This is a genomic window from Ruegeria sp. CDSC042, assembly GCF_059610745.1.
Map to the genome: position 1 here is coordinate 126,286 of NZ_JBXWOF010000001.1, position 23,994 is coordinate 150,279.

Annotated in this window: 24 protein-coding genes; 15 read left to right on the forward strand and 9 right to left on the reverse strand. The window is 57.5% G+C overall.

Features of this window, described 5'->3' with window-relative positions; all coding sequences use genetic code 11:
- Positions 1–47: 47 nt before the first annotated feature.
- From AC2FHX_RS00640 to AC2FHX_RS00650, 3 genes are all read right to left on the reverse strand, one after another.
- A complete protein-coding gene (locus AC2FHX_RS00640; protein WP_496700572.1) occupies positions 48–1,367 on the reverse strand; it encodes a glutamine synthetase family protein in 1,320 nt (439 codons plus the stop codon).
- Between the two features lie 110 nt (positions 1,368–1,477).
- Entirely contained in the window at positions 1,478–3,664 is a 2,187-nt protein-coding gene (locus AC2FHX_RS00645; RefSeq protein WP_496700571.1) for a molybdopterin cofactor-binding domain-containing protein, read from the reverse strand.
- Between the two features lie 3 nt (positions 3,665–3,667).
- Positions 3,668–4,132 carry a (2Fe-2S)-binding protein gene (locus tag AC2FHX_RS00650; protein ID WP_142633020.1) on the reverse strand — a complete coding sequence of 155 codons (465 nt, stop codon included), beginning with the start codon at positions 4,130–4,132 and terminating at the stop codon, positions 3,668–3,670.
- A 139-nt stretch (positions 4,133–4,271) separates the two neighbouring features.
- Here AC2FHX_RS00650 and AC2FHX_RS00655 point away from each other — a divergent pair, with 139 nt between their 5' ends.
- From AC2FHX_RS00655 to AC2FHX_RS00675, 5 genes are all read left to right on the forward strand, one after another.
- Positions 4,272–4,883 (forward strand): TetR/AcrR family transcriptional regulator, encoded by a 612-nt coding sequence (locus tag AC2FHX_RS00655; protein WP_496700570.1) that lies wholly within the window; start codon positions 4,272–4,274, stop codon positions 4,881–4,883.
- 126 nt (positions 4,884–5,009) lie between these two features.
- On the forward strand, positions 5,010–6,005 hold the full coding sequence (gene dusA / locus AC2FHX_RS00660; protein ID WP_496700569.1) for a tRNA dihydrouridine(20/20a) synthase DusA: 996 nt from the start codon (positions 5,010–5,012) through the stop codon (positions 6,003–6,005).
- 38 nt (positions 6,006–6,043) lie between these two features.
- On the forward strand, positions 6,044–6,868 hold the full coding sequence (locus AC2FHX_RS00665; protein WP_281971883.1) for a sulfite exporter TauE/SafE family protein: 825 nt from the start codon (positions 6,044–6,046) through the stop codon (positions 6,866–6,868).
- Between the two features lie 23 nt (positions 6,869–6,891).
- A complete protein-coding gene (locus tag AC2FHX_RS00670; RefSeq protein WP_496700568.1) occupies positions 6,892–7,647 on the forward strand; it encodes a hypothetical protein in 756 nt (251 codons plus the stop codon).
- Positions 7,648–7,682: 35 nt separating this feature from the next.
- Complete coding sequence (locus tag AC2FHX_RS00675) at positions 7,683–8,411, forward strand: SpoIIAA family protein (protein ID WP_496700567.1); 729 nt, start codon at positions 7,683–7,685, stop codon at positions 8,409–8,411.
- A gap of 257 nt (positions 8,412–8,668) precedes the next feature.
- On the opposite strand, the gene AC2FHX_RS00680 is transcribed toward AC2FHX_RS00675, so the two are convergent.
- The 3 genes from AC2FHX_RS00680 to ccmI are packed head-to-tail and all read right to left on the reverse strand — an operon-like array spanning position 8,669 to position 10,603.
- Positions 8,669–8,902, reverse strand: coding sequence for a DUF1289 domain-containing protein (locus AC2FHX_RS00680; RefSeq protein WP_142633031.1), 234 nt, complete (start codon positions 8,900–8,902; stop codon positions 8,669–8,671).
- Positions 8,903–8,918: 16 nt separating this feature from the next.
- On the reverse strand, positions 8,919–9,383 hold the full coding sequence (gene ruvX / locus AC2FHX_RS00685; protein WP_142633033.1) for a Holliday junction resolvase RuvX: 465 nt from the start codon (positions 9,381–9,383) through the stop codon (positions 8,919–8,921).
- On the reverse strand, positions 9,380–10,603 hold the full coding sequence (gene ccmI / locus AC2FHX_RS00690; RefSeq protein ID WP_496700566.1) for a c-type cytochrome biogenesis protein CcmI: 1,224 nt from the start codon (positions 10,601–10,603) through the stop codon (positions 9,380–9,382). The genes ruvX and ccmI overlap by 4 nt, the downstream gene beginning before the upstream one ends.
- A 195-nt stretch (positions 10,604–10,798) precedes the next feature.
- Here ccmI and AC2FHX_RS00695 point away from each other — a divergent pair, with 195 nt between their 5' ends.
- The 4 genes from AC2FHX_RS00695 to AC2FHX_RS00710 all read left to right on the forward strand — a co-directional run bounded on the left by AC2FHX_RS00695 (position 10,799) and on the right by AC2FHX_RS00710 (position 16,078).
- Positions 10,799–12,043 (forward strand): sarcosine oxidase subunit beta family protein, encoded by a 1,245-nt coding sequence (locus tag AC2FHX_RS00695; protein WP_496700565.1) that lies wholly within the window; start codon positions 10,799–10,801, stop codon positions 12,041–12,043.
- 88 nt (positions 12,044–12,131) lie between these two features.
- Positions 12,132–12,461, forward strand: a complete 330-nt coding sequence (locus tag AC2FHX_RS00700) for a sarcosine oxidase subunit delta (protein ID WP_142633040.1) — start codon at positions 12,132–12,134, stop codon at positions 12,459–12,461.
- A 43-nt stretch (positions 12,462–12,504) separates the two neighbouring features.
- Positions 12,505–15,519, forward strand: a complete 3,015-nt coding sequence (locus AC2FHX_RS00705) for a sarcosine oxidase subunit alpha family protein (RefSeq protein ID WP_496700564.1) — start codon at positions 12,505–12,507, stop codon at positions 15,517–15,519.
- Complete coding sequence (locus AC2FHX_RS00710) at positions 15,512–16,078, forward strand: sarcosine oxidase subunit gamma (protein ID WP_271947758.1); 567 nt, start codon at positions 15,512–15,514, stop codon at positions 16,076–16,078. Before AC2FHX_RS00705 ends, AC2FHX_RS00710 begins: the two co-directional genes overlap by 8 nt.
- A 42-nt stretch (positions 16,079–16,120) precedes the next feature.
- Here the strand turns inward: AC2FHX_RS00710 and AC2FHX_RS00715 are convergent, their stop codons facing one another.
- Both AC2FHX_RS00715 and AC2FHX_RS00720 read right to left on the reverse strand, forming a co-directional pair.
- Complete coding sequence (locus AC2FHX_RS00715) at positions 16,121–16,519, reverse strand: hypothetical protein (RefSeq protein ID WP_496700563.1); 399 nt, start codon at positions 16,517–16,519, stop codon at positions 16,121–16,123.
- Positions 16,520–16,621: 102 nt separating this feature from the next.
- Entirely contained in the window at positions 16,622–17,383 is a 762-nt protein-coding gene (locus AC2FHX_RS00720) for an FkbM family methyltransferase (RefSeq protein WP_496700562.1), read from the reverse strand.
- 102 nt (positions 17,384–17,485) lie between these two features.
- On the opposite strand from AC2FHX_RS00720, the gene AC2FHX_RS00725 reads away from it, so the two are divergent.
- From AC2FHX_RS00725 to AC2FHX_RS00735, 3 genes are all read left to right on the forward strand, one after another.
- Complete coding sequence (locus tag AC2FHX_RS00725; protein WP_496700561.1) at positions 17,486–18,085, forward strand: superoxide dismutase; 600 nt, start codon at positions 17,486–17,488, stop codon at positions 18,083–18,085.
- 4 nt (positions 18,086–18,089) lie between these two features.
- Entirely contained in the window at positions 18,090–18,971 is an 882-nt protein-coding gene (locus tag AC2FHX_RS00730) for a metallophosphoesterase (RefSeq protein ID WP_496700560.1), read from the forward strand.
- Between the two features lie 210 nt (positions 18,972–19,181).
- Positions 19,182–19,634: a host attachment family protein gene (locus tag AC2FHX_RS00735; protein ID WP_496692372.1), complete on the forward strand. Its 453-nt coding sequence runs from the start codon at positions 19,182–19,184 to the stop codon at positions 19,632–19,634.
- 36 nt (positions 19,635–19,670) lie between these two features.
- Here AC2FHX_RS00735 and AC2FHX_RS00740 read toward each other — a convergent pair whose 3' ends face one another.
- Positions 19,671–20,234, reverse strand: coding sequence for an LOG family protein (locus AC2FHX_RS00740; protein WP_496692371.1), 564 nt, complete (start codon positions 20,232–20,234; stop codon positions 19,671–19,673).
- 126 nt (positions 20,235–20,360) lie between these two features.
- On the opposite strand from AC2FHX_RS00740, the gene AC2FHX_RS00745 reads away from it, so the two are divergent.
- From AC2FHX_RS00745 to AC2FHX_RS00755, 3 genes are all read left to right on the forward strand, one after another.
- The gene (locus tag AC2FHX_RS00745) at positions 20,361–21,638 is read left to right on the forward strand and encodes a LysM peptidoglycan-binding domain-containing protein (RefSeq protein ID WP_496700559.1); all 1,278 of its coding nucleotides are present in this window, start codon (positions 20,361–20,363) and stop codon (positions 21,636–21,638) included.
- A gap of 77 nt (positions 21,639–21,715) precedes the next feature.
- Complete coding sequence (locus AC2FHX_RS00750) at positions 21,716–23,521, forward strand: ABCB family ABC transporter ATP-binding protein/permease (RefSeq protein WP_496700558.1); 1,806 nt, start codon at positions 21,716–21,718, stop codon at positions 23,519–23,521.
- A 51-nt stretch (positions 23,522–23,572) separates the two neighbouring features.
- Positions 23,573–23,977, forward strand: coding sequence for a DUF2147 domain-containing protein (locus tag AC2FHX_RS00755; RefSeq protein ID WP_496700557.1), 405 nt, complete (start codon positions 23,573–23,575; stop codon positions 23,975–23,977).
- Positions 23,978–23,994: the final 17 nt, after the last annotated feature.

Consider the following 23,994-nt stretch of genomic DNA (forward strand, 5'->3'; position numbering starts at 1 on the left):
TTGATCAAATTTATTCTAGCTGAGCAGGACGAAGCGAGCAAGGGGGCTCAAACCGCCTCGAGATAACTTAGCCAATGCTCCTCGGGTGGGCGTTTGTCAAAGCGCAGGATCTCTTGTCGCTTTGTCATGGCGAGATTGCTGATCAGCGGGGCGGGAAAGATGCGCGCAACTTGCGGATCGGTTTCAAGGGCGGTGATGGCTGAAGCCCAGTCGCCAGCGAGTTGCGGCAGGCCGTCGATCTCATATGCGTTGCCCGTGATCGGAGCTGGCGGTTCAGTTCCGTCCTCGATGCCGTTCAGCGCCGCACCGAGCACGGCGCTCAGCATGAGGTAGGGATTGATGTCACCACCAGCAACGCGATGTTCGATCCTGCGGGCAGAGGGCGCGCCGCCGGGAACGCGCAGCGCGGCAGTGCGATTTTCATAAGCCCAGCATGCCTCAGTTGGGGCATGGGCGCCGGGGACAAGCCGGGTGTAGGAGTTCCCGTGCGGTGCAAAAATCAGAGTTGAACCAGGCATTGCAGACAGACATCCGGCTATGGCCGAGCGCAAAAGATCAGTGCCTTCAGGCCCGCCATTGTCAAAGATATTTTGCCCATCCTGGTCGACGACCGAAAAATGGACATGCATCCCATTGCCCGCATCCTGGGCATAGGGTTTGGCCATGAAAGTTGCGGTAAACCCATGTTTGCGTGCAAGGCCACGAGTCAACACCTTGAAAAGCAACGTATCATCTGCGCAGCGCATGGCGTCCTGATGGTTCAGGTTGATTTCAAACTGGCCGATCCCGCTTTCGGAAATGGCGGTTTGAGCCGGGATGCTCATTGCCTCGCATCCGTCATAGAGGTCTGTGAAAAAGGCGTCGAACGCATCCATTTCCGCCATGGACAGGACTGCCTCGTCGACCAGCCGTCGCCCCGTCAAAGGATTGATCGGAGGCACCGGTCGTGCACCTGATGAGTCCAATAGCGTGAATTCCAGCTCGGTCGCCGCAACAACAGACCAGCCACGCTCGGCATAGCGTTGCAGCACCGAGGTCAGAGCATGGCGAGGGTCGCCGGCAAAGGGCGCGCCCTGATCGTCATACAGGGACATCAATACCAGCGCTGTTTCGGTTTCAAGCCAAGGAACAGGGACGGGGCCACGCTCGGTTGGCAGTAATATGCCGTCCGCGTCGCCTGATTCAAACACAAGCGGACTATCCTCGATATCCGCGCCCCACAGATCAACATTCAATGCCGAAAAGGGCATCCGCACCACACCTTTACTCAGCTTGTCAGCATAAGAAGGAGGCACGCGTTTGCCGCGCAGCTGACCGTTAAGGTCGCAGGCCGCTACGCGAAAACTGTGTAGGGCGTTCAGGTCCATCGGCGTCTCCATCACTCTGGTACCCCGAGGTTTAATCGACACAAAGCGCCTTGTCACGAAATTTGATCAAATTATCCCCGCGCCGTTTTTTTCGGCGCGGGGTCGGGACCTTATGCAAAGCTTATGCCGTTCTCGGCCATCGGCAGATCGGCAATCAAGGTCCCCGACATTGCCTTGATTGCGTTCGCGAGCGCGGGGGCCGAAGGCGGCGTGCCGGGTTCGCCCACGCCCGTGGGGGCTTCGGCCGAGGGCAGGATGTGGACGTCGATTGTAGCTATATCGCCGATCCGAAGGGGCTCGTAATCCGGGAAGTTGTATTGATCCACGGAACCGCCGGTCAGTGTGATCTGATCGCGCATCACATGCCCGATGCCATAGCCAATCCCACCTTCCATCTGGGCACGCACCACGTCGGGGTTCACCGCGATACCGCAATCGACAGCACAGGTGACCTTTTCGATCTTGATGCCGTCATCCGGATCGCCCGAGATTTCAACCACCTCAGCCACATAAGAACCAAAGGATTTGTGCACCGCAATACCTTGCGCGCGACCGGCAGGGACGTTGCCCCAATCTGCTTTCTCGGCCGCAAGTTTCAGGACACCGGCCTTGCGCTGTTGGTCGGGATTGCCCGCATCCGCCAGATGGGCGAGACGGAACTCAACCGGGTCACGGCCCGCGGCGGTGGCGGCCAAATCCATCATTGTTTCCATCGTATAGGCAGTGTGGGTATGTCCTACCGACCGCCACCATAGGACCGATGTGGCCTTGGGTGTGTCGGTCAGTCCAAGCGCCATCCCCGGAATATCATAGGGGCTGTCTGCGATGCCCTCGATCGAGCTGTGGTCGACGCCGTCATGCACTGCAACCGCTTCGAACGGGGTGCCCTTCATGATCGATTGCCCTGCGACCTGATGCTGCCATCCGACGATATTCCCCTCCGCATTCAACCCGACACGAACTTTGTGGCCGAAGGCCGGGCGGTAATACCCGCTGCGAATGTCGTCTTCCCGCGTCCAGACCAGTTTGACCGGGCGCGAGCGGTCAGTGACAACAAAGGCCAACGCGGCCTCAACCTGATAGTCCGCATCCGGTGTTGCGCGACGCCCGAAAGACCCGCCGGCCAGCATCGTTCTGATGTGGATTTTCTCGGGTGGCAGCTGAAAGATTTGCTGATACGCCATGTGCGGGCCGGTTGGCATCTGAGCGCCATCATGCAGAACGATGTCACCCTCTGCTGTCTGTTCGATTGTGCAGTTCAGTGGCTCCATCGGAGCATGGGCGAGAAGCGGGTAGTAAAAAGTTTTTTCTACGACCGTATCCGCCGCGTCGATCGCAGCCGAAACCGTGGCAACATCTGCCTTGTTCACGTTATAGGTCGGCTGGGCATTCAGCGCGTCCATGATCTCGGCCTTGATCTGATCCGAGTGGCGGGTTTCAGCGCCGGACATGTCCCATTCGACCTCAAGCGCGTCACGCGCCTGAATCGCGGCCCAGGTATCTTCGGCATAGACCGCAACGCCCGCCTGATTGGGCAATGCAGCGGCGCTGATATAGCCTTTGACCTCTTTCGATGCGTTGTCGTCAAAGCTGATGACAATACCGCCCCGCGAATCCGGCCGCTTGATCATCGCAACCATCTGGTTGGGCAGGTGGACATCCATGGCATACATGGCTTGCCCGTTACCCTTGATGGCCGAGTCCGTGCGACGCACGGCCTCGTTCCCGATCAGGCGGAATTCCGAGGGGTCTTTCAGGCGTGGCTCGTTCGGCGCTTCCATCTGTGAAGCGGCCGCCACAAAATCGGCAATCGGGGCGGATTTGTCGCCTGCTTTGACGATGCCCTCCTCAATGGTGATGCCGGACGCATCCACACCCCAGCTTTGGGCGGCGGCATTGATCAGCATCTCGCGGGCGGCAGCGCCAGCCTGACGGTATTGCAGCCAGGAATTCGCCATCGCGGTCGAGCCGCCGGTGCCCTGGAACGGGCCGAACAGCAGGTTGTTATAGACTTGGGGGTTCGACGGCGCGAATTCGTAGTCTATCTGGTCCATTGTGACGCCGATTTCCTCGGCGATAAGCGTCGGCAGGCCGGTCGCCGGCCCCTGACCCTTTTCGAAGTGTTTGACGATGGCAGTCACAGTGCCGTCCGCGTCAATCTTCACAAATGGGTTGAGCTGCGTCATCTCGGACGAGGCCGCTGCCAGAACGCCATCGGGGCGGGCGCCAATCAGCAAGACGGCACCGGTAGCAGCAGCGCCTTTCAGAAAACTACGGCGAGAGGTGTTGATGGTCATGGATCAGGCCTCCAGAATTTCGGATGCGCGCTGGATACCGGCGCGGATGCGTTGATAGGTGGCACAGCGACAGGCGTTGCCGGACATGTAATCGTCGATTTCTTCAACGCTGGGCTTTGGATTCTCGGACAGCAATCCGACCGCCGACATCACCTGACCCGACTGGCAATAGCCGCATTGAACCACGTCCAGCTCGACCCAAGCCTGCTGGACAGCAGCGCCGATATCATTTTCGCCCACCGCTTCGATCGTGGTGATTTCGGCACCTTCGACATCTTCGATATATGTCTGGCACGAGCGCACCGGCTCTCCGTCCAGATGCACGGTGCAGGCCCCACAGGACGCGACACCGCAGCCGAACTTGGTTCCTGTCATCTTCAGTTCGTCACGGATTACCCACAGCAGGGGCGTGCCGGGCTCGGCCTCAACCGTGTGGGTCTGGCCGTTCAGTTTCAATGTCAAAGCCATTGGGGGCATCTCCTGTTGGGCTGGCTACCTGAATCGGTAAACTGGCGGGTTTACCTTAGGCAGGGGACAGGGCGTTGTAAACCCGAGAGTTTACCTAGCGTTTGACCGGCTCATATCAAAGGGTCTATAGCTTTGGAGCATGAATGACCTCAGCGCACCGAAAGCATCAAAGCATGCCCAGATCATCGAGGCTGCCGTAGCTGAATTCCAAGAAAAGGGGTTCTCGTCGGCCAGCATGGATCGGATTTCGGCAAGGGCCGAGGTCTCCAAGCGCACGCTGTACAAGTATTTCGAAAGTAAGGAAAACCTGTTCCGCTCAATCGTGGTTGAGCTGTCGAACCGCTTCTCTGAGGTGCTGGATATCAGATACGAAAAGGGCCGGGATATCCAAGAGCAACTGACCGATCTGGCCTGGGCAGAAGGGCGCATTCTGATGTCCCCCGAGGTGATGGCAATGTCGCGTATGGTGATCAGCGAAACCTTGCGCAATCCCGACCTTGCGGTCGCCGCGCAGGGTAAGCTGGACAAAACCGCTATTTTCTCAGCCATGCTGAAAGAAGCAGCGGAAGATGGTCAGCTGCGCATCGACAACCCTGAGGTCGCAGGCCGTGAATTCATCGGATTGATCAAGAGCAGGGCATTCTGGCCCATGGTTTTTTGCGGGTCTGTACTTAGTCAGGACGAAATGTCTGATACCATTCAGCGCAGCGTCGAAATGATGATTTGCCGGTACGGTGTCGACAATCGGTAACGCGGTTGGCAGACACAAGGACGGCCCCTTTCGAATATGCTAAACCCCGGGCTGCCCGATTCGAAGGGCAGGAATTTGCGGTTTCGATCCGTCAGATTGGATACCGGGTGCGACGAGGACTCAGCATTGAATGACAAGGTAAGACAAGCCGCACGCCTGAGCGTCGCCCCTATGATGGATTGGACGGACAGGCATTGTCGCTATCTGCATCGGTTGCTGAGCACCGAGGCGCTGCTGTACACTGAAATGGTCACAGCGCCTGCGTTAGTTCGGGGTGGCGCGCTGCATTTGCTGGACCACAACCCGCAGGAGCATCCCGTGGCCCTGCAACTGGGCGGGTCGGACCCTCAGGAATTGGCACAAGCGGCCCGGTTGGGGGCGGATGCTGGTTATGATGAGATCAATCTGAATTGTGGCTGCCCGTCTGATCGAGTACAATCTGGCACTTTTGGTGCGGTGCTGATGAAATCCCCTGACCGCGTTGCGGATTGTGTTGCCGCAATGCGCGAAGCCGTGGACGTAGATGTCACGGTCAAATGCCGCATTGGAGTCGACGACCAACAGCCCGAAGACATTTTGCCTGAGTTTCTGAGCCAGATCAGGCAAGCGGGATGCACACGGGTCACGATCCACGCGCGCAAAGCCTGGCTGCAAGGGCTCAGCCCCAAAGAAAACCGGGATATTCCACCCCTGGATTATGATCTCGTGCATCGGATGAAGGCGGAATTCCCGGATATGCACATCTCTATAAATGGTGGCATTGCTGATCTGGAACAGGCGCGCGGGCATCTGGATGCAGGGCTGGATGGTGTCATGATCGGGCGGGCTGCGTATCATCAGCCGTCAGATGTTCTGTCCACGGCGGATCCTGTGATTTTTGGGGTCGGTCAGACCGCCGACCCGTTTGCTGTTGTCCGGAAAATGGTGCCTTATATCGAATGCCATCTTGCTGGCGGGGGGCGCTTGCACCAGATTACGCGACATATGCTGGGCCTGTTCGCAGGACGGCCGGGTGCGCGGGCTTGGCGGCGGACCCTGTCTGAAGGTGCGGTGCATGACGGGGCGGGCCCCGAGGTTATGTTGCAGGCACTGGATCATGTCGCGCCTCTGACCGAGGCCTGAATGGTGGCAATACGGCAAAAGGTCGGTTGGGGGGAATGATGCCCGAAGTAATGTTGCTTGCTCAGATGCTGGTTCTTCTGCTGGTGATCGGAGCGCTGGCAGGCGTTTTGGCGGGTCTGTTGGGTGTCGGCGGAGGCATCGTGCTGGTCCCTGCTTTTTTCTATGCGTTTCAGACCCTTGGGTATGGCGGCCCGCAGTTGATGCAGCTGTGCCTTGCCACCTCACTGGCAACGATTATCGTAACCTCACTGCGGTCGGTTCTGGCACATAACAAAAAGGGTGCCGTTGATTGGGATATCCTGCGCAGTTGGGGTCCGGGCATCGCCATCGGTGCGGTGTTGGGCGTGATGGTGGCATCCGCTCTTCGGACCGAGGCATTGCAAGCCCTGTTCGGTGTATTGGGTATGGTGATTGGTGCCTATCTTGGTCTGGGTAAATCCGAATGGCGGCTTGGAGACGCCATGCCCAAGGGCCTGAAACGCGCGCTCCTGTCGCCCTCGGTCGGCTTCCTATCCGTTCTGATGGGTATCGGCGGCGGCAGCTTTGGCGTGCCGTTAATGAGCTTGTTCAACACGCCAATTCACCGGGCTGTGGCTACGGCGGCCGGGTTTGGCGTGATCATCGCTGTGCCCTCGGTCATGGGGTTCCTGTTTCTCGAAATTGCCCCTGAACACCGCCCGCCCTTTACCATCGGCGCCGTCAATCTGATTGCCTTTGGGATTGTGGTCGCCATGACCATGATCACTGCGCCTTGGGGCGTTAAGTTGGCCCATGCGATGGATCCAAAGCCGCTCAAGCGGATATTCGCGGTCTTTCTGACTCTGGTCGCCCTGAATATGTTGCGCAAGGCGTTGGGTTTTTGAGTTCTTTCGAGGAAAAGGGCTGGGTGAAATTTCCCCACGACCGGGCTATTCTGGACTGGGTATCTTATGCGCTGCCCGCAGCACGCGCTGCTGCGGCGGATCCGGAATTCGCGCATTGGCTGGACTGTGAAGGGACCTGGTTCATTGGGGTCGACGCGCTGAACAACGACACCGAGGGCAGGGTCCAGGGGTCCCCGGTTCTGACCGGGGCCGTCATGGATTTCATAGTGTCGCGTTATGGGTCGTTGCCATTGCACAAAGCCCAGGTCTCGGTCATTTACCCCGGCTACCCGTTGCCCCGACGCGGAGAGGGCAAGGCTGCTGCCCAGTATCGAGCAAAGCGGGATGCGGCCCATGTGGATGGATTACGCCCGTCCGGCCCGGACAGGCGCCGAAGGGTCGAGGAACCGCATGCGTGGATACTGGGCATTCCATTGACTGATGCCAGCGAGAATGCGTCCCCGATGGTTCTTTGGGAAGGTAGCCACAAGATCATGCAGGCTGCATTTGCGGATGCACTTGAAGACAAGCGCCCGGAAACTCTGGATCAGGTGGACATAACAGATGTTTATCAGGCTGCCCGTCGTGAGGTCTTTGATACTTGCCGTCGCATCGTACTGCCCGCACGTCCGGGCGAGGCCTATCTGCTGCACCGCCACTGCCTGCACGGGGTAGCGCCATGGGGCAGCGGGGCTGAGGCTGGGTCGGATGGCCGGATGATCGCCTATTTTCGGCCTGAATGCGCTGGCGGTGTGGCCGAATGGATCAAATCCTCCTAACGTTCTGTCATTATACAGATTTGGAGGATTTTTTGATGATTGCTGTCCACAAAAACTCTGACGGAGCATTGATTGAAATCGAGCTTTCCGGCGAAGTGACAGGTACGGACTATTCCACAACATTGATCCCGGCGATTGAGGCCGCACTGGCCGAACACGACACGGTGCGGTTGTTGGCGATCGTGCAGCCAGAGTTCAAAGGGTACGATCTGAATGCGGTTTGGTCGGATACAAAATTGGGCCTCAGCCACTGGCGCGGCTTTGACCGAATTGGAGTGGTGGCGGATCAGGGTTGGGTTCAGACCAGTATCCGGCTTGCGGCTCCGCTTTTCCCTTGCCCTGTGCAGGTATTCGATCACGCGAATATTGAAGAAGCGCGCCGATGGTTGCGCGAATCTCTGGGCTCTATTCACGTTATGGATCTGGGCGGCCCCTGCGTGCAGGTCAGCCTGATGGGAAAACTCGACCCTGGCGAATTCAAAAAGGCCGAAACCGATCTGGACTACATTTTGCAGGAGAAACAGGGGTTTCGCCTGCTGATTGATCTGTCCAAGTTTGACGGATGGCAAGGCCTTACGGCGCTTGCCTCGCATTTTCGGCTGGCCCGGGGGCACATTGGTAATCTGGATCGGGCAGCGGTTGTTGGCGACAAAGCCTGGCAACATCTGGCCCAACGGGTGGCCAGCCACATCCTCGGCACACGAACTCAGTTCTTTCCCGCCGAGGAAATTCAGAACGCCAAAACATGGCTTGCGTCTGGGTAGAAACGCAGCGGCTTGAGCCTGCTGTGACATTTACGTCAGGGCACAGAAATATCAGCAAGGATTTTTCTTGATCGATTGGTCAAAAAAGACGTACACAGATCGAACTCCTCTGCCGAGCCACTGCAGAGGATCGATTGTTGAAACGCGCCGCTGTGGGTTGCCACTCACTCACCAGCTGTCAACGAACTTGACCCCCTCGTAGTTCAGACCAGCCCGCAGCGGTGCAGATTCAGCAATCACATCCTTTTGTGGAAATCTCAGGCCTTGTTGAGCCGCCCCGCCCGGCCGCCGCGCCGTTTGGCAAGCAGCGGTTTGCGAGACGGTAGGTCTGCCATGATATCGGCGCGCTCAGAGCTGTCCATTTTCGACCAGCGAGAGATTTCGTCGATCGTGCGGTAGCAACCGGTACAAATACGTTCGGTCGGGTGCACAACGCAGATCTGGATGCACGGGCTTTCGACCTCGTTCCTTTTCCAAACCATGTTCGACATCAGCGTTTTCCGATCCTTAAAGAAAGCGCATTCTGTCCAGCGCGCCTTGCAGAATATAGCCTGCCGCGACGTGGTCGATAACCTGTCCGCGACGCTTTCGTGTCGTATCCGCCTCAAGCAGTGCCTTTTCTGCCGCAACCGTGCTGAGCCGTTCGTCCCAGAACCCGATCGGAACTTCGGTCAAACGGGACAGGTTTCGGGCAAAGGCACGGGTGGACTGGCAGCGCGGCCCTTCGCTGCCATCCATGTTTTTCGGCAGACCCAGTAGGATGCCCCCGATCTCACGGTCGGCGATGATTTCCAGCAGACGGGCAGAATCCAGAGTGAATTTCTTGCGCCTTACGGTCTCCAGCGGGCTTGCAACACCGCGCATCCGGTCCGAGACTGCAACCCCGATAGTCTTTTCTCCCAGATCGAGACCGATCAACGCGCTCATAGGCGCAAGCGCGCCTGCAAATTCCTCAAAAATGTCATGGATCATTGGGTCACCCCAGCCTGAGCTGCTGCCGCACCAAGGATAGCCAGTGCGTTGTCATTGTCCGAGAATACGGATTGGGCTTCGGCGTAGATCGCGGTGGCCCGGTCGATGTCGCCAACCACCCCAAGGGCACCGATCAGTCGGGCCCATTCTTCGGGGGAGCCGCCTTCGGTTGCAAGCCTGTCTGACAGTTGCTCGACCATGCCAAGGATCATCTCTTGGCGCTCTTGTGCGGTCAGAGATGCAGCGGCCTCGATGTCATCCTCACCGGGGCCTGGGTTCCCTGCTGGTATAGGGGCGGCATTGAACACACCCGCACGAAAGGCCAGATCGTCCATCTGTGCGCGAATGGCCGTTGCCCAGGGGGCATTTGTCGGCGCGCTTCCAAGTGCATCCACCCAGATCCTGTAACCGATATCAGGTCGTCCGACCTGTACCATCATCTGTCCCAGGTAATACAAGGCCGGACCATGGCGTGGATCACGCTGCAATGACTGTTTCAATGCGTCTTCAGCTTCGGGCGAGATATATCCGTTGGTAGCAAGGATCATCATCTCGGCAAGATGCGAATAGGCATCTGCGGGTGCAGTATTCCCGGACAGTTCGATTACACGTTGCTGCGCTTTGTAGGCGGCATGGAAGTTACCTGCGTTCGCCTCGTGCTGGGCAAGAAGGATATGTCCTTGTAGGTCATCAGGACGACCGGAAACGGTTTCGCGAAGTTGCCCGAGAAGAGAGGCATAGCTTTCGTCAAGCTGTGGCAGTGGTGCGGGTGGCGTGGCGGCCTCTGCCTCGGCCTGACTGGGGCGCTCTGTGCGCAGGGCATCAGCCATTTCTAGCCGCAATGACAGGGGCTGATCGGGGAGCCCGGCTGCACCAAGCTTCAGATACATCCAGGATCCTCCGCCAACCAGGATGGCCGCGACAAATATGGATGCCGTAACCGAGATCCATTTGGAAGGCCCTTGCGGTTCAGACAAAGATTGCATCTGCGCATCAGCCGCAAGAATGCGGCGTGAAATTTCCGTGCGAACTCGCTCGGCATCTGCGTCAGCGATGACACCACGGGCCAGGTCTCGATCTACGCTGGCCAACTGTTCACGATAGACCTGCAAGTCATACGCAGTGGATGGTTCGCGCGTATCTCGCCTACGCAGTATCGAAATCCCAAGAAAAACCGCTATCAGGACGGCGGTGGCTATGATGAGGGCCCAGAAGGTCATGATAACTCCAAGATGGCTGTCCTGACTTAGACCTGTGGCGGGGCGGAAAAAAGGGACAAATGGCCGCGAGGGGGCTTCATGTCGCAATAATAAGGGCGATGTCGCAATAGTGCGATATTATGGCGTTGCACGGCAGGGGCCAAAGGCGGTTACACGGCATACCTGCGCCAATCACCGAACCGGATGGATTCGCTTATGAAACACTATTCAGCCTTTGCTGTGGCGCGCGAAGCGCTGCGCTATCATACCGGATGGGAACGCGCCTGGCGTTCGCCCGAGCCCAAGAAACGCTATGACGCCGTCATTGTGGGGGCGGGTGGCCATGGTCTGGCAACCGCCTATTACCTGGGTAAGAACTATGGCATCCAGAATGTCGCTGTGATCGAAAAAGGCTGGTTGGGCGGTGGTAATACCGGTCGGAACACAACCATCATCCGCTCGAACTATCTGCAGGATCCGTCTGCCGCGATCTATGAAAAGGCGCGCAGCCTTTATGAGGATCTGAGTCAGGACCTGAACTATAACGTAATGTTCAGCCCGCGCGGCGTGATGATGCTGGCGCAGACCCAGCATGAAATCCGCGGCTATCAGCGCACGGCTCATGCGAATGCGCTGCAGGGTGTAAAGACTGAATGGATCACACCTGAACGGGTCAAGGAACTGGTACCAATCATCAATCTCGAAGGCCCGCGCTATCCGGTTCTGGGTGCGCTGTGGCAGGAACGCGGTGGCACCGCCCGTCACGATGCGGTGGCTTGGGCCTATGCGCGCGCTTGTTCCGCCATGGGCATGGATATAATCCAGCAATGCGAAGTGACCGGGGTTCGGTCACAGGATGGTCGTGTTGTCGGTGTCGACACCACCAAAGGTGCGATCGACTGTGACAAGCTGGGCATCGTGGTTGCGGGCCATTCCGGTCAACTGGCCGAAATGGCGGGCTTCCGTCTGCCGCTGGAGGCGATTGCTCTGCAGGCGCTGGTGTCTGAGCCGATCAAACCCTGCATGGACGTGGTCGTGATGGCCAACACGGTGCATGGCTACATGTCGCAATCCGACAAGGGAGAGATGGTGATCGGTGGCGGCACCGACGGGTTCAACAACTACACCCAACGCGGCAGCTTCCACCATATCGAAGAAACTGTGCGCGCGCTGGTCGAGACCTTCCCGATGATCTCACGCCTGAAAATGCTGCGGCAATGGGGCGGGATCGTGGATATGACCGGCGACCGCTCGCCCATCCTGTCAAAAACACCGCTTGGGAACTGTTTCATCAACGGTGGCTGGGGCACCGGTGGCTTCAAGGCCATTCCGGGGTCCGGCTGGGGCATGGCACAGCTGATGGCCACGGGCCATTCACCGCTGACCGAGGCGTTCTCGTTGGATCGTTTCAAAGAAGGCCGCTTCATCGACGAAAGCGTCGCGGCCGGGGTGGCGCACTGATGCAGATTTTCCGGCGAAAAATCTCGCGCGCCCGTTACTCAGATTTCGCATGCAGCATGGTCTCGCCTGCTGCCGAGAGGATGAACATATGCTGATCCTGAATTGCCCCTATTGCGGCGTCGATGCCGAAGAAACCGAATTGGCCGCCGGTGGCGAGGCGCATCTGAAGCGTTTCGGTCCGGGCTCGTCGGATGGTGACTTCCACGATTACCTGTTCATGCGTGAAAACCCTAAAGGCGTTCATTTCGAACGCTGGCGCCATGCGAATGGATGCGGCAAGTGGTTCCACGCGGCGCGCTGCACGCAAACGCTCGAAGTTTTCGGCACCTACTCTGCCCAGGTGTTTGAGCCGCCTAAAGAAATTCGCGAGGCGATCACCGCCAAGCGCCCTGGCTGGACGTGGAGAGAATACAAATGATCCGCGCCACCACCCGTAATTCCGCCTGCGAAAGGTCCGCATCATGAGCACCCGTCTCGCAAATCAAGGCCGGCTGATTGACCGGTCGAAACAGGTCACATTCTCCTTCAACGGCACTTCGATGCAGGGCTACGAAGGCGACACGCTTGCCTCGGCCTTGCTGGCTAATGATCAGATGATGATGGGCCGGTCGTTCAAGTATCACCGCCCGCGTGGTGTTGTCGCCAGTGGTGCGGAAGAACCCAACGCTCTGGTCGGTCTGGGGCAGGGCAATCGGTTCGAGCCGAACCAGCGCGCCACCACGACCGAGCTGTTCAACGGTCTGACCTCGATTTCTCAGAACCACTGGCCGAACCTGGAATTTGATATCGGTGCGATCAATACGCACCTGTCGCGGTTCCTGCCGGCTGGCTTCTATTACAAGATGTTCATTCATCCCAAGCCGTTCTGGAAACACGTCTACGAGCCGTTCATCCGCCAATCTGCCGGTCTGGGCAAAGCCCCCGACAAGGACAGCCGTGATGCGGATACCTATGAGCATTTCTACAACTTCGTCGATGTGTTGGTGATCGGTGGCGGTGTGGCCGGTTTACAGGCTGCCAAAGTGGCTGCTCAGACCGGTGCAAAGGTCATGTTGATTGAGCAGACCGCGCATTGGGGTGGCCGTGCCCCAGTTGATGGCGGCACAATCAATGATGAGCCTGTGGATAAGTTCGTGGAACAAACTGTTTCCGAACTAGAAACAATGAACAACGTCATCTTGCGCAATCGCTGCATGGGTGCAGGGGTCTATGACCATGGCTATGTGCTGGGCTATGAACGCCTGACGGACCATAAGCCTGGCGCACAAGGCCCGCGCCATCGCCTGTGGCGTATTAGGGCGAAACAGGTCGTGACTGCTACCGGAGCGATTGAGCGTCCGTTGTCTTTTGCGGGTAATGATGTGCCGGGTGTCATGCTGGCCTCGGCCATGCGGGACTATGTCGTGAACTGGGGTGTGACACCCGGTGAAAAGGTGATTGTGGCCACCAATAATGACGACGCCTACCGGACTGCGATAACCTTGAAACAGGCCGGTGTGGATATCTTGCGTGTGGTTGACGCAAGGGCTACCTCGGGCCCTCTGGCTGAAGAGGCGCGCCAACTGGGTATCCGCGTCGATGTGGGCAAGGCTATTGCCAAAGTCAAAGGCGGCAAACGCGTCAAGAAAGTTGCCATTTGCAATCAGGACGGCATCGGTGGCGCCCGTGAAGAGGTCGAATGCGACGCTGTTGCGATGTCAGGCGGCTGGTCTCCGGTCGTGCATATGTGGTCGCATTGCGGCGGCAAGCTGATCTGGGACGATGCCAATGCGCATTTCCGGCCGGATCCTGCACGACCCCCGCTTGGGGCCGATGGCGAAGGGTTCGTCGTAGCCGCCGGGGCATCGAATGGCCCGATGGCGCTGGGCGATGTGCTGGCCGATGCCGATGCAGCTGGTAAGGCCGCAGCCAAAGCGGCTGGATTCAAAACCAAACGCACCAAAGCGCCTGTCGGGGAAACTACGTCCGAGGCACCTATGGCTGCGGTCTGGTTGATGCCTGCGAACGCGGATATTCAACTGCGGATGAAGTCCTGGCTGGACTTCCAAAACGACGTCAAAGTTTCGGACGTGCAACTTGCCGCGCGTGAGGGGTATGAGAGCGTTGAACATACCAAGCGTTACACCACTCTGGGCATGGCAACGGATCAGGGTAAACTGAGTAACATCAACGGATTGGCGATCCTAGCCGATGCGTTGGACTCCGAAATCCCGAAGGTTGGAACAACAACGTTCCGCCCGCCTTACACCCCAATTTCAATGGCATCTATCGGCGGTGAGGCACGTGGTGAGGTGTTCCAGCCAATCCGCCAGACTCCGATGCATAACTGGCACGACAAGAACGGCGCCGATTGGGAGCCGGTCGGCCATTGGCGCCGGACCTATGCCTATGTTCGCCCGGGTGAATCCGTGCATGACGCCGTGAACCGTGAGGTGAAAAACACCCGCGAGAACCTCGGCTTGCTGGACGCCTCGACCCTGGGTAAGTTGATCGTCAAAGGGCCGGACGCAGGCAAGTTCCTGGACATGATGTACACCAACATGATGTCTACGCTGAAGATCGGCAAATGCCGCTATGGCCTGATGTGTTCCGAAAATGGCTTTCTGATCGACGACGGTGTTGTTGCCAGGATCGACGAAGACACATGGTTGTGCCACACCACCACCGGCGGGGCCGAACGTATCCACGGTCACATGGAAGAGTGGCTGCAAACCGAATGGTGGGACTGGAAAGTCTATGTTGCCAACGTGACCGAGCAATATGCGCAGGTCGCCGTTGTTGGCCCCAACGCCCGCAAGGTGCTTGAAAAGCTCGGCGGCATGGATGTGTCGAAAGAGGCGCTGCCCTTCATGGAGTGGCGCGATGGCAAGATCGGCGACTTTGATTGCCGGGCCTATCGCATCTCGTTCTCGGGTGAGCTGTCGTACGAGATCGCCGTCCCTGCATCACAAGGGCAGGCCTTCTGGAATGCGCTGCTGGATGCAGGCAAGAAATTCGGCGTGATGCCCTATGGCACTGAATGTCTGCACATACTGCGGGCCGAGAAGGGCTTTATCATGATCGGCGACGAAACCGATGGAACCGTGATCCCACAGGATCTGGGGCTGCATTGGGCGCTGTCGAAAAAGAAAGAGGATTACCTTGGCAAACGCGCCCATTCGCGCAGCCACATGGCCGATCCCGAGCGCTGGAAACTGGTGGGTCTTGAGACTGTGGATGGTTCTGTCATCCCGGATGGGGCTTACGCAGTGGGCGAGGGCGTCAACGCCAACGGTCAGCGCAACATGATCGGTCGTGTGACCTCAACCTATTATTCAGCCAACCTGGGCAAAGGTATCGCCATGGGCTTGATCAAGCATGGTCCTGACCGCATGGGCGAGATTGTCGAGTTCCCGGGCACCGATGGCAAATCCTACAAAGCAAAGATCGTGGATCCGATCTTCTTCGACAAGGACGGGGAGAAGCAGAATGTCTGAACCCATCAGCGCACTGAACCACGCCAGCTATGAGGGCATCGCCAAGGTTGAAGAATGCGGCCTGCAGGGCATGATCACCCTGCGCGGCGACCTGTCCGACAAGGTTCTGGCCAAGGCCGTCAAAGACGCCACCGGTCAGAAAGTACCCGGCCAGCGCGAGGCATTTGTCGACGGAGACTGCGGTGTTTGCTGGATGTCCACCGACGAATTGCTTGTGCTTGTCCCATATGCCGAGGTCGAGGCCAAACTGGCCGCGATGACCAACGCGCTGAGCGGTGTGCATGCCCTGGCGGTCAACGTCTCGGATGCCCGCGCGGTGTTCAGCATCTCGGGCGCGAACGCTCGCGAAGTTCTGGGCAAACTGGCCCCGGTAGATCTGTCGGCTGACGCCTTCCAACCCGGCCAAATCCGCCGCTCGCGCTTGGCGCAGGTTGCCGGTGCGTTCTGGATGGATGACGCCGAAACTCTCCGCGTCGTCTGCTTCCGTTCGGCTGCAGACTACGTGTTCAAACTGCTTAAAGTTGCGGCGCAGCCCGGCAGCGGCGTCGGGATTTACTGAACCGAAGTGAACTAAAAAGCCCCCGTCACACCGGGGCTTTCTTTACCCGGTGAATACGCTGCAGACTCCGGATCCATATGGCTTGTTGGCAGCGCTTATATGAGCAAAACTGGCGCGAACTTTGACAGTGTTTTTTGCTGAATTAAGATTTGCCTGATATTTCATGCGCAGATTTTGTCCTTCGCTTGACCGGAGGGTGACGTTCCAAAACAAGCGATATTCGCCACTTTTTTTCACTTTAAGTTGGGCGCTGGTCCAATCGTGATGGCCGCTGACAACTTTGGCCTCACGCGTGTCAGTATCTACTTGAAAAAAATATTCGGGCGCGATCCAGCCGTGGCCGTCCGGCTTCGTGATTTCACATTTGTATTCGACAGTACCAGCTAAAACTGAATGCGCGGAAACGATCATCGCAGCAATCGCTGTAAGCGAAGCTTTCATTTTTGTTATCCTTCAAACTAATCCGTGTGCGCACTTCAACCAGCTCACGCTTGGGTTGCAAGTGGGGAAACACCTACTTCGACAGGGCTAATGGCCGCATTACTACCCAGTAAATAAAACCGTATGGTATCGTGTCATTTCCGTTGGGCTGAGCGCTTTCTGAACATCCAGCGGGCGTCCGGTTTCGTCAGTAATTTTAGAATAAAAGGAGAGGCTGTTCAACAGGTCGGATGTCCGCTGATGTCTGTCCTCTTCAGCCAAAAGCGGTGAGTGGAGTGAGAGGTACAGAGTGGGTCGCGTCCGTTTCAACCAGGGCAGGATCGTCGGCAGTACAAAAAACTCAGCCCCCTCAATATCCATTTTGACCAGAGATACACCCGATAGGTCATTTACGGCCTCGAACTGATCCCACTCGATGGTCAATGCATCTGTCCCATGCACCCCGTCATGCAACAGTGAACTGGTGGAATCCCCGGGTTCACCGCGAACGGATGCCATACGGGCCACGCCGAATTGATCCGACAATGCGACGCCAAATGCCGAAACATTGCGAATGTCGTTCAGGTCCAGATTCCACGCCAGATGCCGAAACGCGGTAGGGTCCGGTTCGAAACACCATACGTGGCGGGCTTTGCGGGCACCGTACAGCACGGTTGGGCCGATCCATGCCCCGATGTCCAGAAAGTCGCTGTCCGGCGTTAGATATCTATCCAGCACGGCAAAAGTCTCGGGCTCCCAGGCGCCGGCCGAGGCCTTGCGCCAGAACTTCGAGTGGTAGGGATCCAGCCGGAAAGGCTCGCCATTCAGGCTGCCCGCATAGTATCCGCGGGCGCGGTAAAACATCTTGCGCGCCTGAGTTAGCATCGCGGACCTCCGGGTTTTATGATCTCTGCCCTTGACCTGCGGCACTTGCCAAAGCATTTAACTTTTGGAAACCGCAACATTCATTTTCAACAGGGGGCCGAGATGGCTTTTGAACTTCCTGATCTTCCTTATGCACACGACGCGCTGGCAGCCAAGGGCATGTCCGCCGAAACATTGGAATTTCACCACGACCTGCACCACAAGGCCTATGTCGACAACGGCAACAAGCTGATCGCCGGTACCGAGTGGGACGGCAAGTCGCTGGAAGAAATCATCACCGGCACCTACGACGCAAATGCCGTCGCGCAAAACGGCATCTTCAACAACATCAGTCAGCTTTGGAACCACAACCAGTTCTGGGAGATGATGGGCCCCGGCGACAACGCCATGCCTGGCGAGCTGGAAAAGGCGCTGGTCGAATGCTTTCGCTCGGTTGACGAGTTCAAGTCGCAGTTCAGCGCGGCTGGTGCCGGTCAGTTCGGTTCGGGCTGGGCGTGGCTGGTCAAGAATGCGGACGGTTCGTTGGCAGTGACCAAGACCGAAAACGGCGTGAACCCGCTGTGCTTTGGTCAGACTGCTCTGTTGGGCTGCGATGTGTGGGAGCATTCTTATTACATCGACTTCCGCAACAAGCGTCCGGTGTACCTGTCGAACTTCCTCGACAACCTGGTGAACTGGGAAAACGTCGCTTCGCGGATGTGATCCAGTGACCCGTAGAGGGTTCATAAAGGGCCTGCTGGCAGTGATGCTGGCAGGCCTTTTTGCTGCCACGTATGGTTTCTTCATCGAACCCGCGCTGCGCCTGCGTGTTCGTAAGTGGCGGATCCGGCGCGCGGACTGGACCGCACCGCCGCTGCGGATCGCGGTTCTTGCTGATCTGCATGTGGGTGAGCCCTATGTGGGGCTGAAAAGAATCCAGCAGATCGTCCGGCGCACCAATGCCTTGTCTCCCGATCTTATCCTGTTGTTGGGTGACTACGTCGCCGGGCATAGGATAAATCTAAAACCTGTGAAAATTGCCGATCTGGCGCCAGTGTTGTCCGGATTGCAGGCAAAGCATGGTGTCTATGCGGTTCTGGGAAATCACGATTGGTGGGATGACCGGTCAGCCCAAAAGCGCAGGGGCGGGCCGAATCTGTACGGCGATGCGCTGAGGCGGAATGGTATCCGGGTGCTTTCAAACGAGGCCTTCAAACTGGATGGTGCCGGGATTTGGCTTGCAGGCCTCGAAGATCAGTTGGCGATTTATACGGGCAATGGTCGATACCAAGGGCTGGATGACCTGCCTACGACGCTTAGGCAGATCACGGATGATGCCCCGGTGGTGATGATGGCGCATGAACCGGATATCTTCCCCAAAATTCCTGATCGCGTGGCCCTGACCCTGTCAGGTCATACTCATGGAGGGCAGGTACGGCTGTTTGGCTGGTCGCCGGTGGTGCCCTCGAAATTCGGCAATCGCTATGCCTATGGTCACGTGCGCGAAGGCAATCGTGATCTGGTCGTGTCCGGGGGTATCGGATGTTCGATCCTGCCCGTGCGTTTTGGTGTAACGCCCGAAATTACGGTCATCGAACTGTCCTCCTAACCGGTGAAAACTCGCCTATAACCGCAGTTTCGCGGTCCGGCCGGATTGTAAGACGGCGCGCAGTGCTTACTTTAAGTGTGGCGGAGGAGAGAGCCGCAAATCACTTTAAAAAAATTCCAGGCGGCGCGGCGAAAAACAAAGCTGCGTAAACGGTTAGCCGTGCCTGAAACCCGAGGGATGGTCTCAGAAAAACCAAAACAGGAGATCACAATGGTCGCACTATCGCAGGGAACATGGATTGTCATTGCCGACGGGGAAAAGGCGCTGTTCATGGAGAATATCACGGATGCCGAAGACCCCAATCTGGTGGTTGTCTCGGTCGAAGAAAGCGACGGCTCAGGCGTCAGGCCTTCGGATCGGGCAGGGCGACGCTCTGACAACGGGCCCAATCAGAAATCAGCCGTTGAGGAACCCAAGTGGAAATCGCAGGCCAAGTCTCTGTTCGTGCAGGATGTGGCAAATCTGTTGAATCGCAAAGGCCTGAAGGGGGCATATAAGCGCCTGGTACTGGTCGCCAGCCCTCATGTTCTGGGGCTTCTGCGCCGCCGCCTGCACAGCGAAGTCCTAAGGAAAGTGGTGGCCGAGGTTGATAAGACCCTGACCAACCACCCGCTGAACAAAGTGGAACAGGTTCTGATCAGCCGTCTAAAACCCGCCACCTAGGTCTGCGGCAATCTGCGGGCGGGTCACACCGCCCGACTAGCCCTTATGCGGGACCAACATCGCTCTCAGGGTCGACATCGCCGTTTCCGGGCTGTCGACCCACGCTATGAAATCGGCCAGAGATGTGTCCGCAAATCCCTGGCCGATGACCTGCTGCACAAGATCATGGAGGGCATCCCAATATCCATCAACATTCATGACCAGAATGGGCTTGTCGTGCAGACCCAACTGTCGCCATGTCAGGGCTTCGAACAATTCGTCCAGTGAACCCGGACCACCCGGCAGGACAACCACCGCATCGGCATTCATGATCATGACCTTTTTGCGTTCGTGCATCGTTTCGGTGATCACGAACCGGGTCAAGTCTGTCTTGCCAACCTCGCGCTTTAGCAGGTGAACGGGAATCACGCCGAACGTGTCCCCTCCGGCGGCTTGGGCCGCACGCGCGACCTCGCCCATCAGACCCACATCGCCCGCGCCATAGACCAGTCGCCAGCCCTCCTGCGCCAGAAGCTGACCAAAGGAGCGGGCTGCGTCGGAATAGCTGGTTTGGGCGCCATTGCGTGACCCGCAATACACACAGACGGATTTCTGAGACATCGAGAGGCTTCTCCGGGGTTGTATCTGGGGTTTTGACCCGTGATAGCGGTATTGATAGATTGGCTCAACCGTCAGGCAGAATGCGTTGTAGATAAGGCATTTGCGCTGCGGAGTGAAAGGAAGAGTATGGATTCCAATTCGGGAAGCGAGAGCCCCAGATCTTTCACCTGGGGGGTGATCGCCGGTTTGCTGGTTCTGTTGGGCGTCGGCGGTGCATATTTTTCCGGCGCGTTTAACGGCACGTCTCTCGACCCAACAGCGCAGGAAGATGTGGCTGAGGATGCGTCTGAGAACGCGTCCGTTGCCTCGGACACAGAAGAAACCCCGCAGGCCGATGCGACGACTGATACGGATACGGCAGCAGCCGAGGCTCCGACCGAAGAGGCTGACGAGACCGCTGAATCGGCTGAGGAGGTTGCTGAACCGGCTGAGGAAGTTGCCGAAGTTACGCCTCCGGCCTTGGATCAGATCTTTGTTGAGCCTGACGGGAATGCTGTTCTGTCCGGAAATGCAGAACCCGGCGCCAAGGTGCGGGTATTGCTGGACGGTGAGGCAGTTCACAGCTTTACCGTTGATGACAGCGGGCAGTTTGCCGAATTCGTGTCGATCCCGTTTTCCACGGCCGCACGCGGTCTGACACTGGAAACCGATGGGGTCGATCAACCGGTCCGCTCTGATGACTATCTGATTGCGGCTTTGCCCGAACCCGAACCAGAGGTCGCATCGGTTGATACGGCGGAAACCACCCTCGCCGACGAATCCGCAGGCGGCGATGAAACCGAGGCGGGGCAGGTCGCTCAAACCGGCGACACATCTTCTGAAGAAACGGCAGATTCCACGCAAGGACAACAGGTTGCGATCCTGCGATCGGGGGAAGACGGGGTCGAGCTTGTCCAACCTGCGACGCCTCAGAGCACCGAACCTGATCAGGTCGCGTTGGATACGATCGGGTATTCAGACACGGGTGAGGTCGAGCTGACCGGCCGCGTGGCTGATGGTTCCGCGGTACGCGTGTACCTGGACAACCAACTGGTCGCTGATATGCAGCCCACGGATGATGGAAAATGGCGCAGCGAGATCGAAGGCATTGATCCCGGTGTGTATACGCTGCGTGTGGATGAGGTTGCCTCGGACGGCACGGTTAAAAGCCGTCTGGAAACCCCGTTCAAGCGTGAGCCTCTAGAAGTTCTGAGCGTGGCCGAAGTGGACGATGGGCCTGCACCCTCTCAGGAAACACCGGCCATCCGTTCGGTTACAGTACAAAAGGGTGATACGCTTTGGGCTATCTCTCGGGAACGATTTGGCGATGGTGTCTTGTATGTCAAACTGTTCGAGGCCAACCGAGGCGCGATCCGCGACCCGGATCTGATCTATCCGGGGCAGGTATTCACCATTCCGGAATAATCCTGTACCTCTGACCTTCCGGGGTCAGGGGCACTCTCTGACCGCAGTTCCGGTACGTGAAGAGACGAGTAGCCCCGATGAATTCCGACAATATCCCAAAATTGGACGCGCGCAGCTCTGGCTGGCGTACAATCCGGAAAGTTGCGCCTTATCTCTGGCCCGAGGATGAACCCTGGGTTAAGCGCCGCGTTCTGATTGCTATGGGCATGTTGGTTCTGGCCAAGTTGATCGCGGTCTACACCCCGATTTTGTACAAAGGCGCGGTTGATAGCCTGGCGGGCGAGGGCGTTCCCCCCGTAGCGCTGGGTGCTGTTGGGTTGACGGTGGCATATGGTGTTGCGCGCATGATGACTGTTGGTTTGCAGCAGTTGCGGGATGCGGCCTTTGCTCCTGTCGGGCAGCGAGCATTGCGCGCACTGGCATTGGAGACTTTCCAGCATATCCACCAGTTGTCGATGCGCTATCACGTGACGCGGCGCACGGGCGGTCTGAGCCGTATTATTGAGCGCGGCGTAAAGGGGGTCGAATTCCTCTTGCGTTTCCTGCTGTTTTCCATCGGACCTTTGATCCTTGAACTGCTGCTTGTTGCGATCATTCTGATGTGGTTGTTTGATGTCTGGTATCTGGTGGTCGTCGCGGCAACGATCGCACTGTATATCTGGTTCACATTTGCTGTGACCGAGTGGCGCGTGAAACTGCGCCGCGAGATGAATGATCAGGATACCGAGGCGAACCAGCGCGCCATCGACAGCCTGCTGAATTTTGAAACCGTCAAGTATTTCAATGCTGAAACGCGTGAAGCTGAACGGTATGATGTGTCAATGAAAGCCTATGCGGGGGCGGCTCTCAAGACGGCGTATTCTCTGGCGTTTCTAAATTTCGGGCAGTCCTTTCTGATCACCTGCGGATTGATCGGTGTGATGGTCTTGGCAGCCATCGGGGTGCAGGCTGGGACGCTGACCGTGGGCGATTTCGTCATGGTCAACGCCTATATGATCCAGATTACCGTACCGCTGAATTTTTTGGGTACGGTGTATCGGGAAATCCGCCAATCTCTGGTCGATATGGGCCAGATGTTTGACCTGTTGGAACAACCCTCCGAAGTGGTCGACAAGACCGATGCACCGGATCTGGATGTAACAGGGGGTGAGGTTACCTTGCATGATGTACAATTCGGATATGATGCTGAGCGGGAAATTCTCAAAGGTGTTTCCCTAACCATTCCTGCGGGCCAAACCGTAGCGATTGTGGGTGCGACGGGGTCGGGTAAATCCACCATCGGTCGGTTGCTGTTCCGGTTCTACGATGTCACCGGGGGCGCGCTGAAAATTGATGGGCAGGATGTGCGCGACGTCACGCAGACCAGCCTGCACGCGGCAATCGGAGTGGTGCCACAGGATACCGTGCTGTTTAACGATACCATTCGCTATAACATTGCCTATGGACGCGACGGAGCCACGCAGGAAGATGTCGAAGCCGCCGCCCGGGCTGCCCAGATCCACGATTTCATAGTTACGTTGCCCGAAGGCTATGACACCACAGTCGGTGAGCGCGGGCTAAAGCTGTCGGGTGGGGAAAAGCAGCGGGTCGGTATTGCCAGAACGCTGCTGAAAAACCCGCCGATCCTTTTGCTGGACGAGGCGACATCGGCGCTGGACACAGATACCGAACAAGACATCAAGGATGCTTTGGCCCATGCGGGCGAGGGGCGTACGGTTCTGACGATTGCCCATCGCCTGAGCACAATCGCCGAGGCAGACAGTATTGTAGTGCTAGAGCGTGGCAAAATCCTGGAGCAAGGCACGCATGATGAATTGCTGAAACGTGAGGGGCGTTATGCCCAGCTTTGGAATCGCCAGCAATCGGATATGCAGGCGGCCTGATAGGCGGCCCAAACTATGTTACACTACAGATCACTCATCTGAGGTCTTGTTATGCATAAATATTTCCGCAAGTTCATTGTGCCAGCCATAGCGGCAGTTGCCACACTTACACCGGTCTATGCGCTTGGAGACCCCATCATCGGAATTTGGAAGACCGAGCCGGACCGGAAGAACCTCGTCTCTGACATCAAAATTACAGCCTGCGGTGACAAGTTCTGTGGTCAGATTTTATCTGCATATGACGCCAGCGGAAAAGCAGTACAGACGCCGAATATCGGAAAGAAACTGTTTTGGGATGTCGGCAGCCAAGGCGGTGGTAAATATGGCGGGGGTGAATTCTGGGTGCCGTTAGTGAATGTTGATGCAGTTCCGCAAATGACGCTGAAGGGTGACACTCTGATGGTCAAAGGGTGTGAACACCACATTTGTGCGCATCAAACCTGGACGCGCGAGTAAAACAGGGCTGGATTGCC

Coding starts and splice junctions, on each gene's coding strand:
- AC2FHX_RS00700 (WP_142633040.1), top strand. CDS start 12,132: ATGCTGATCCTGAATTGCCCCTATTGCGGCGTCGATGCCGAAGAAACC.
- AC2FHX_RS00680 (WP_142633031.1), bottom strand. CDS start 8,902: ATGTCGAACATGGTTTGGAAAAGGAACGAGGTCGAAAGCCCGTGCATC.
- AC2FHX_RS00650 (WP_142633020.1), bottom strand. CDS start 4,132: ATGGCTTTGACATTGAAACTGAACGGCCAGACCCACACGGTTGAGGCC.
- AC2FHX_RS00750 (WP_496700558.1), top strand. CDS start 21,716: ATGAATTCCGACAATATCCCAAAATTGGACGCGCGCAGCTCTGGCTGG.
- AC2FHX_RS00655 (WP_496700570.1), top strand. CDS start 4,272: ATGAATGACCTCAGCGCACCGAAAGCATCAAAGCATGCCCAGATCATC.
- AC2FHX_RS00725 (WP_496700561.1), top strand. CDS start 17,486: ATGGCTTTTGAACTTCCTGATCTTCCTTATGCACACGACGCGCTGGCA.
- ruvX (WP_142633033.1), bottom strand. CDS start 9,383: ATGATCCATGACATTTTTGAGGAATTTGCAGGCGCGCTTGCGCCTATG.
- AC2FHX_RS00735 (WP_496692372.1), top strand. CDS start 19,182: ATGGTCGCACTATCGCAGGGAACATGGATTGTCATTGCCGACGGGGAA.
- AC2FHX_RS00695 (WP_496700565.1), top strand. CDS start 10,799: ATGAAACACTATTCAGCCTTTGCTGTGGCGCGCGAAGCGCTGCGCTAT.
- AC2FHX_RS00640 (WP_496700572.1), bottom strand. CDS start 1,367: ATGGACCTGAACGCCCTACACAGTTTTCGCGTAGCGGCCTGCGACCTT.
- AC2FHX_RS00710 (WP_271947758.1), top strand. CDS start 15,512: ATGTCTGAACCCATCAGCGCACTGAACCACGCCAGCTATGAGGGCATC.
- AC2FHX_RS00755 (WP_496700557.1), top strand. CDS start 23,573: ATGCATAAATATTTCCGCAAGTTCATTGTGCCAGCCATAGCGGCAGTT.
- AC2FHX_RS00645 (WP_496700571.1), bottom strand. CDS start 3,664: ATGACCATCAACACCTCTCGCCGTAGTTTTCTGAAAGGCGCTGCTGCT.
- AC2FHX_RS00720 (WP_496700562.1), bottom strand. CDS start 17,383: ATGCTAACTCAGGCGCGCAAGATGTTTTACCGCGCCCGCGGATACTAT.
- AC2FHX_RS00745 (WP_496700559.1), top strand. CDS start 20,361: ATGGATTCCAATTCGGGAAGCGAGAGCCCCAGATCTTTCACCTGGGGG.
- AC2FHX_RS00665 (WP_281971883.1), top strand. CDS start 6,044: ATGCCCGAAGTAATGTTGCTTGCTCAGATGCTGGTTCTTCTGCTGGTG.
- ccmI (WP_496700566.1), bottom strand. CDS start 10,603: ATGACCTTCTGGGCCCTCATCATAGCCACCGCCGTCCTGATAGCGGTT.
- AC2FHX_RS00740 (WP_496692371.1), bottom strand. CDS start 20,234: ATGTCTCAGAAATCCGTCTGTGTGTATTGCGGGTCACGCAATGGCGCC.
- AC2FHX_RS00675 (WP_496700567.1), top strand. CDS start 7,683: ATGATTGCTGTCCACAAAAACTCTGACGGAGCATTGATTGAAATCGAG.
- AC2FHX_RS00715 (WP_496700563.1), bottom strand. CDS start 16,519: ATGAAAGCTTCGCTTACAGCGATTGCTGCGATGATCGTTTCCGCGCAT.
- AC2FHX_RS00705 (WP_496700564.1), top strand. CDS start 12,505: ATGAGCACCCGTCTCGCAAATCAAGGCCGGCTGATTGACCGGTCGAAA.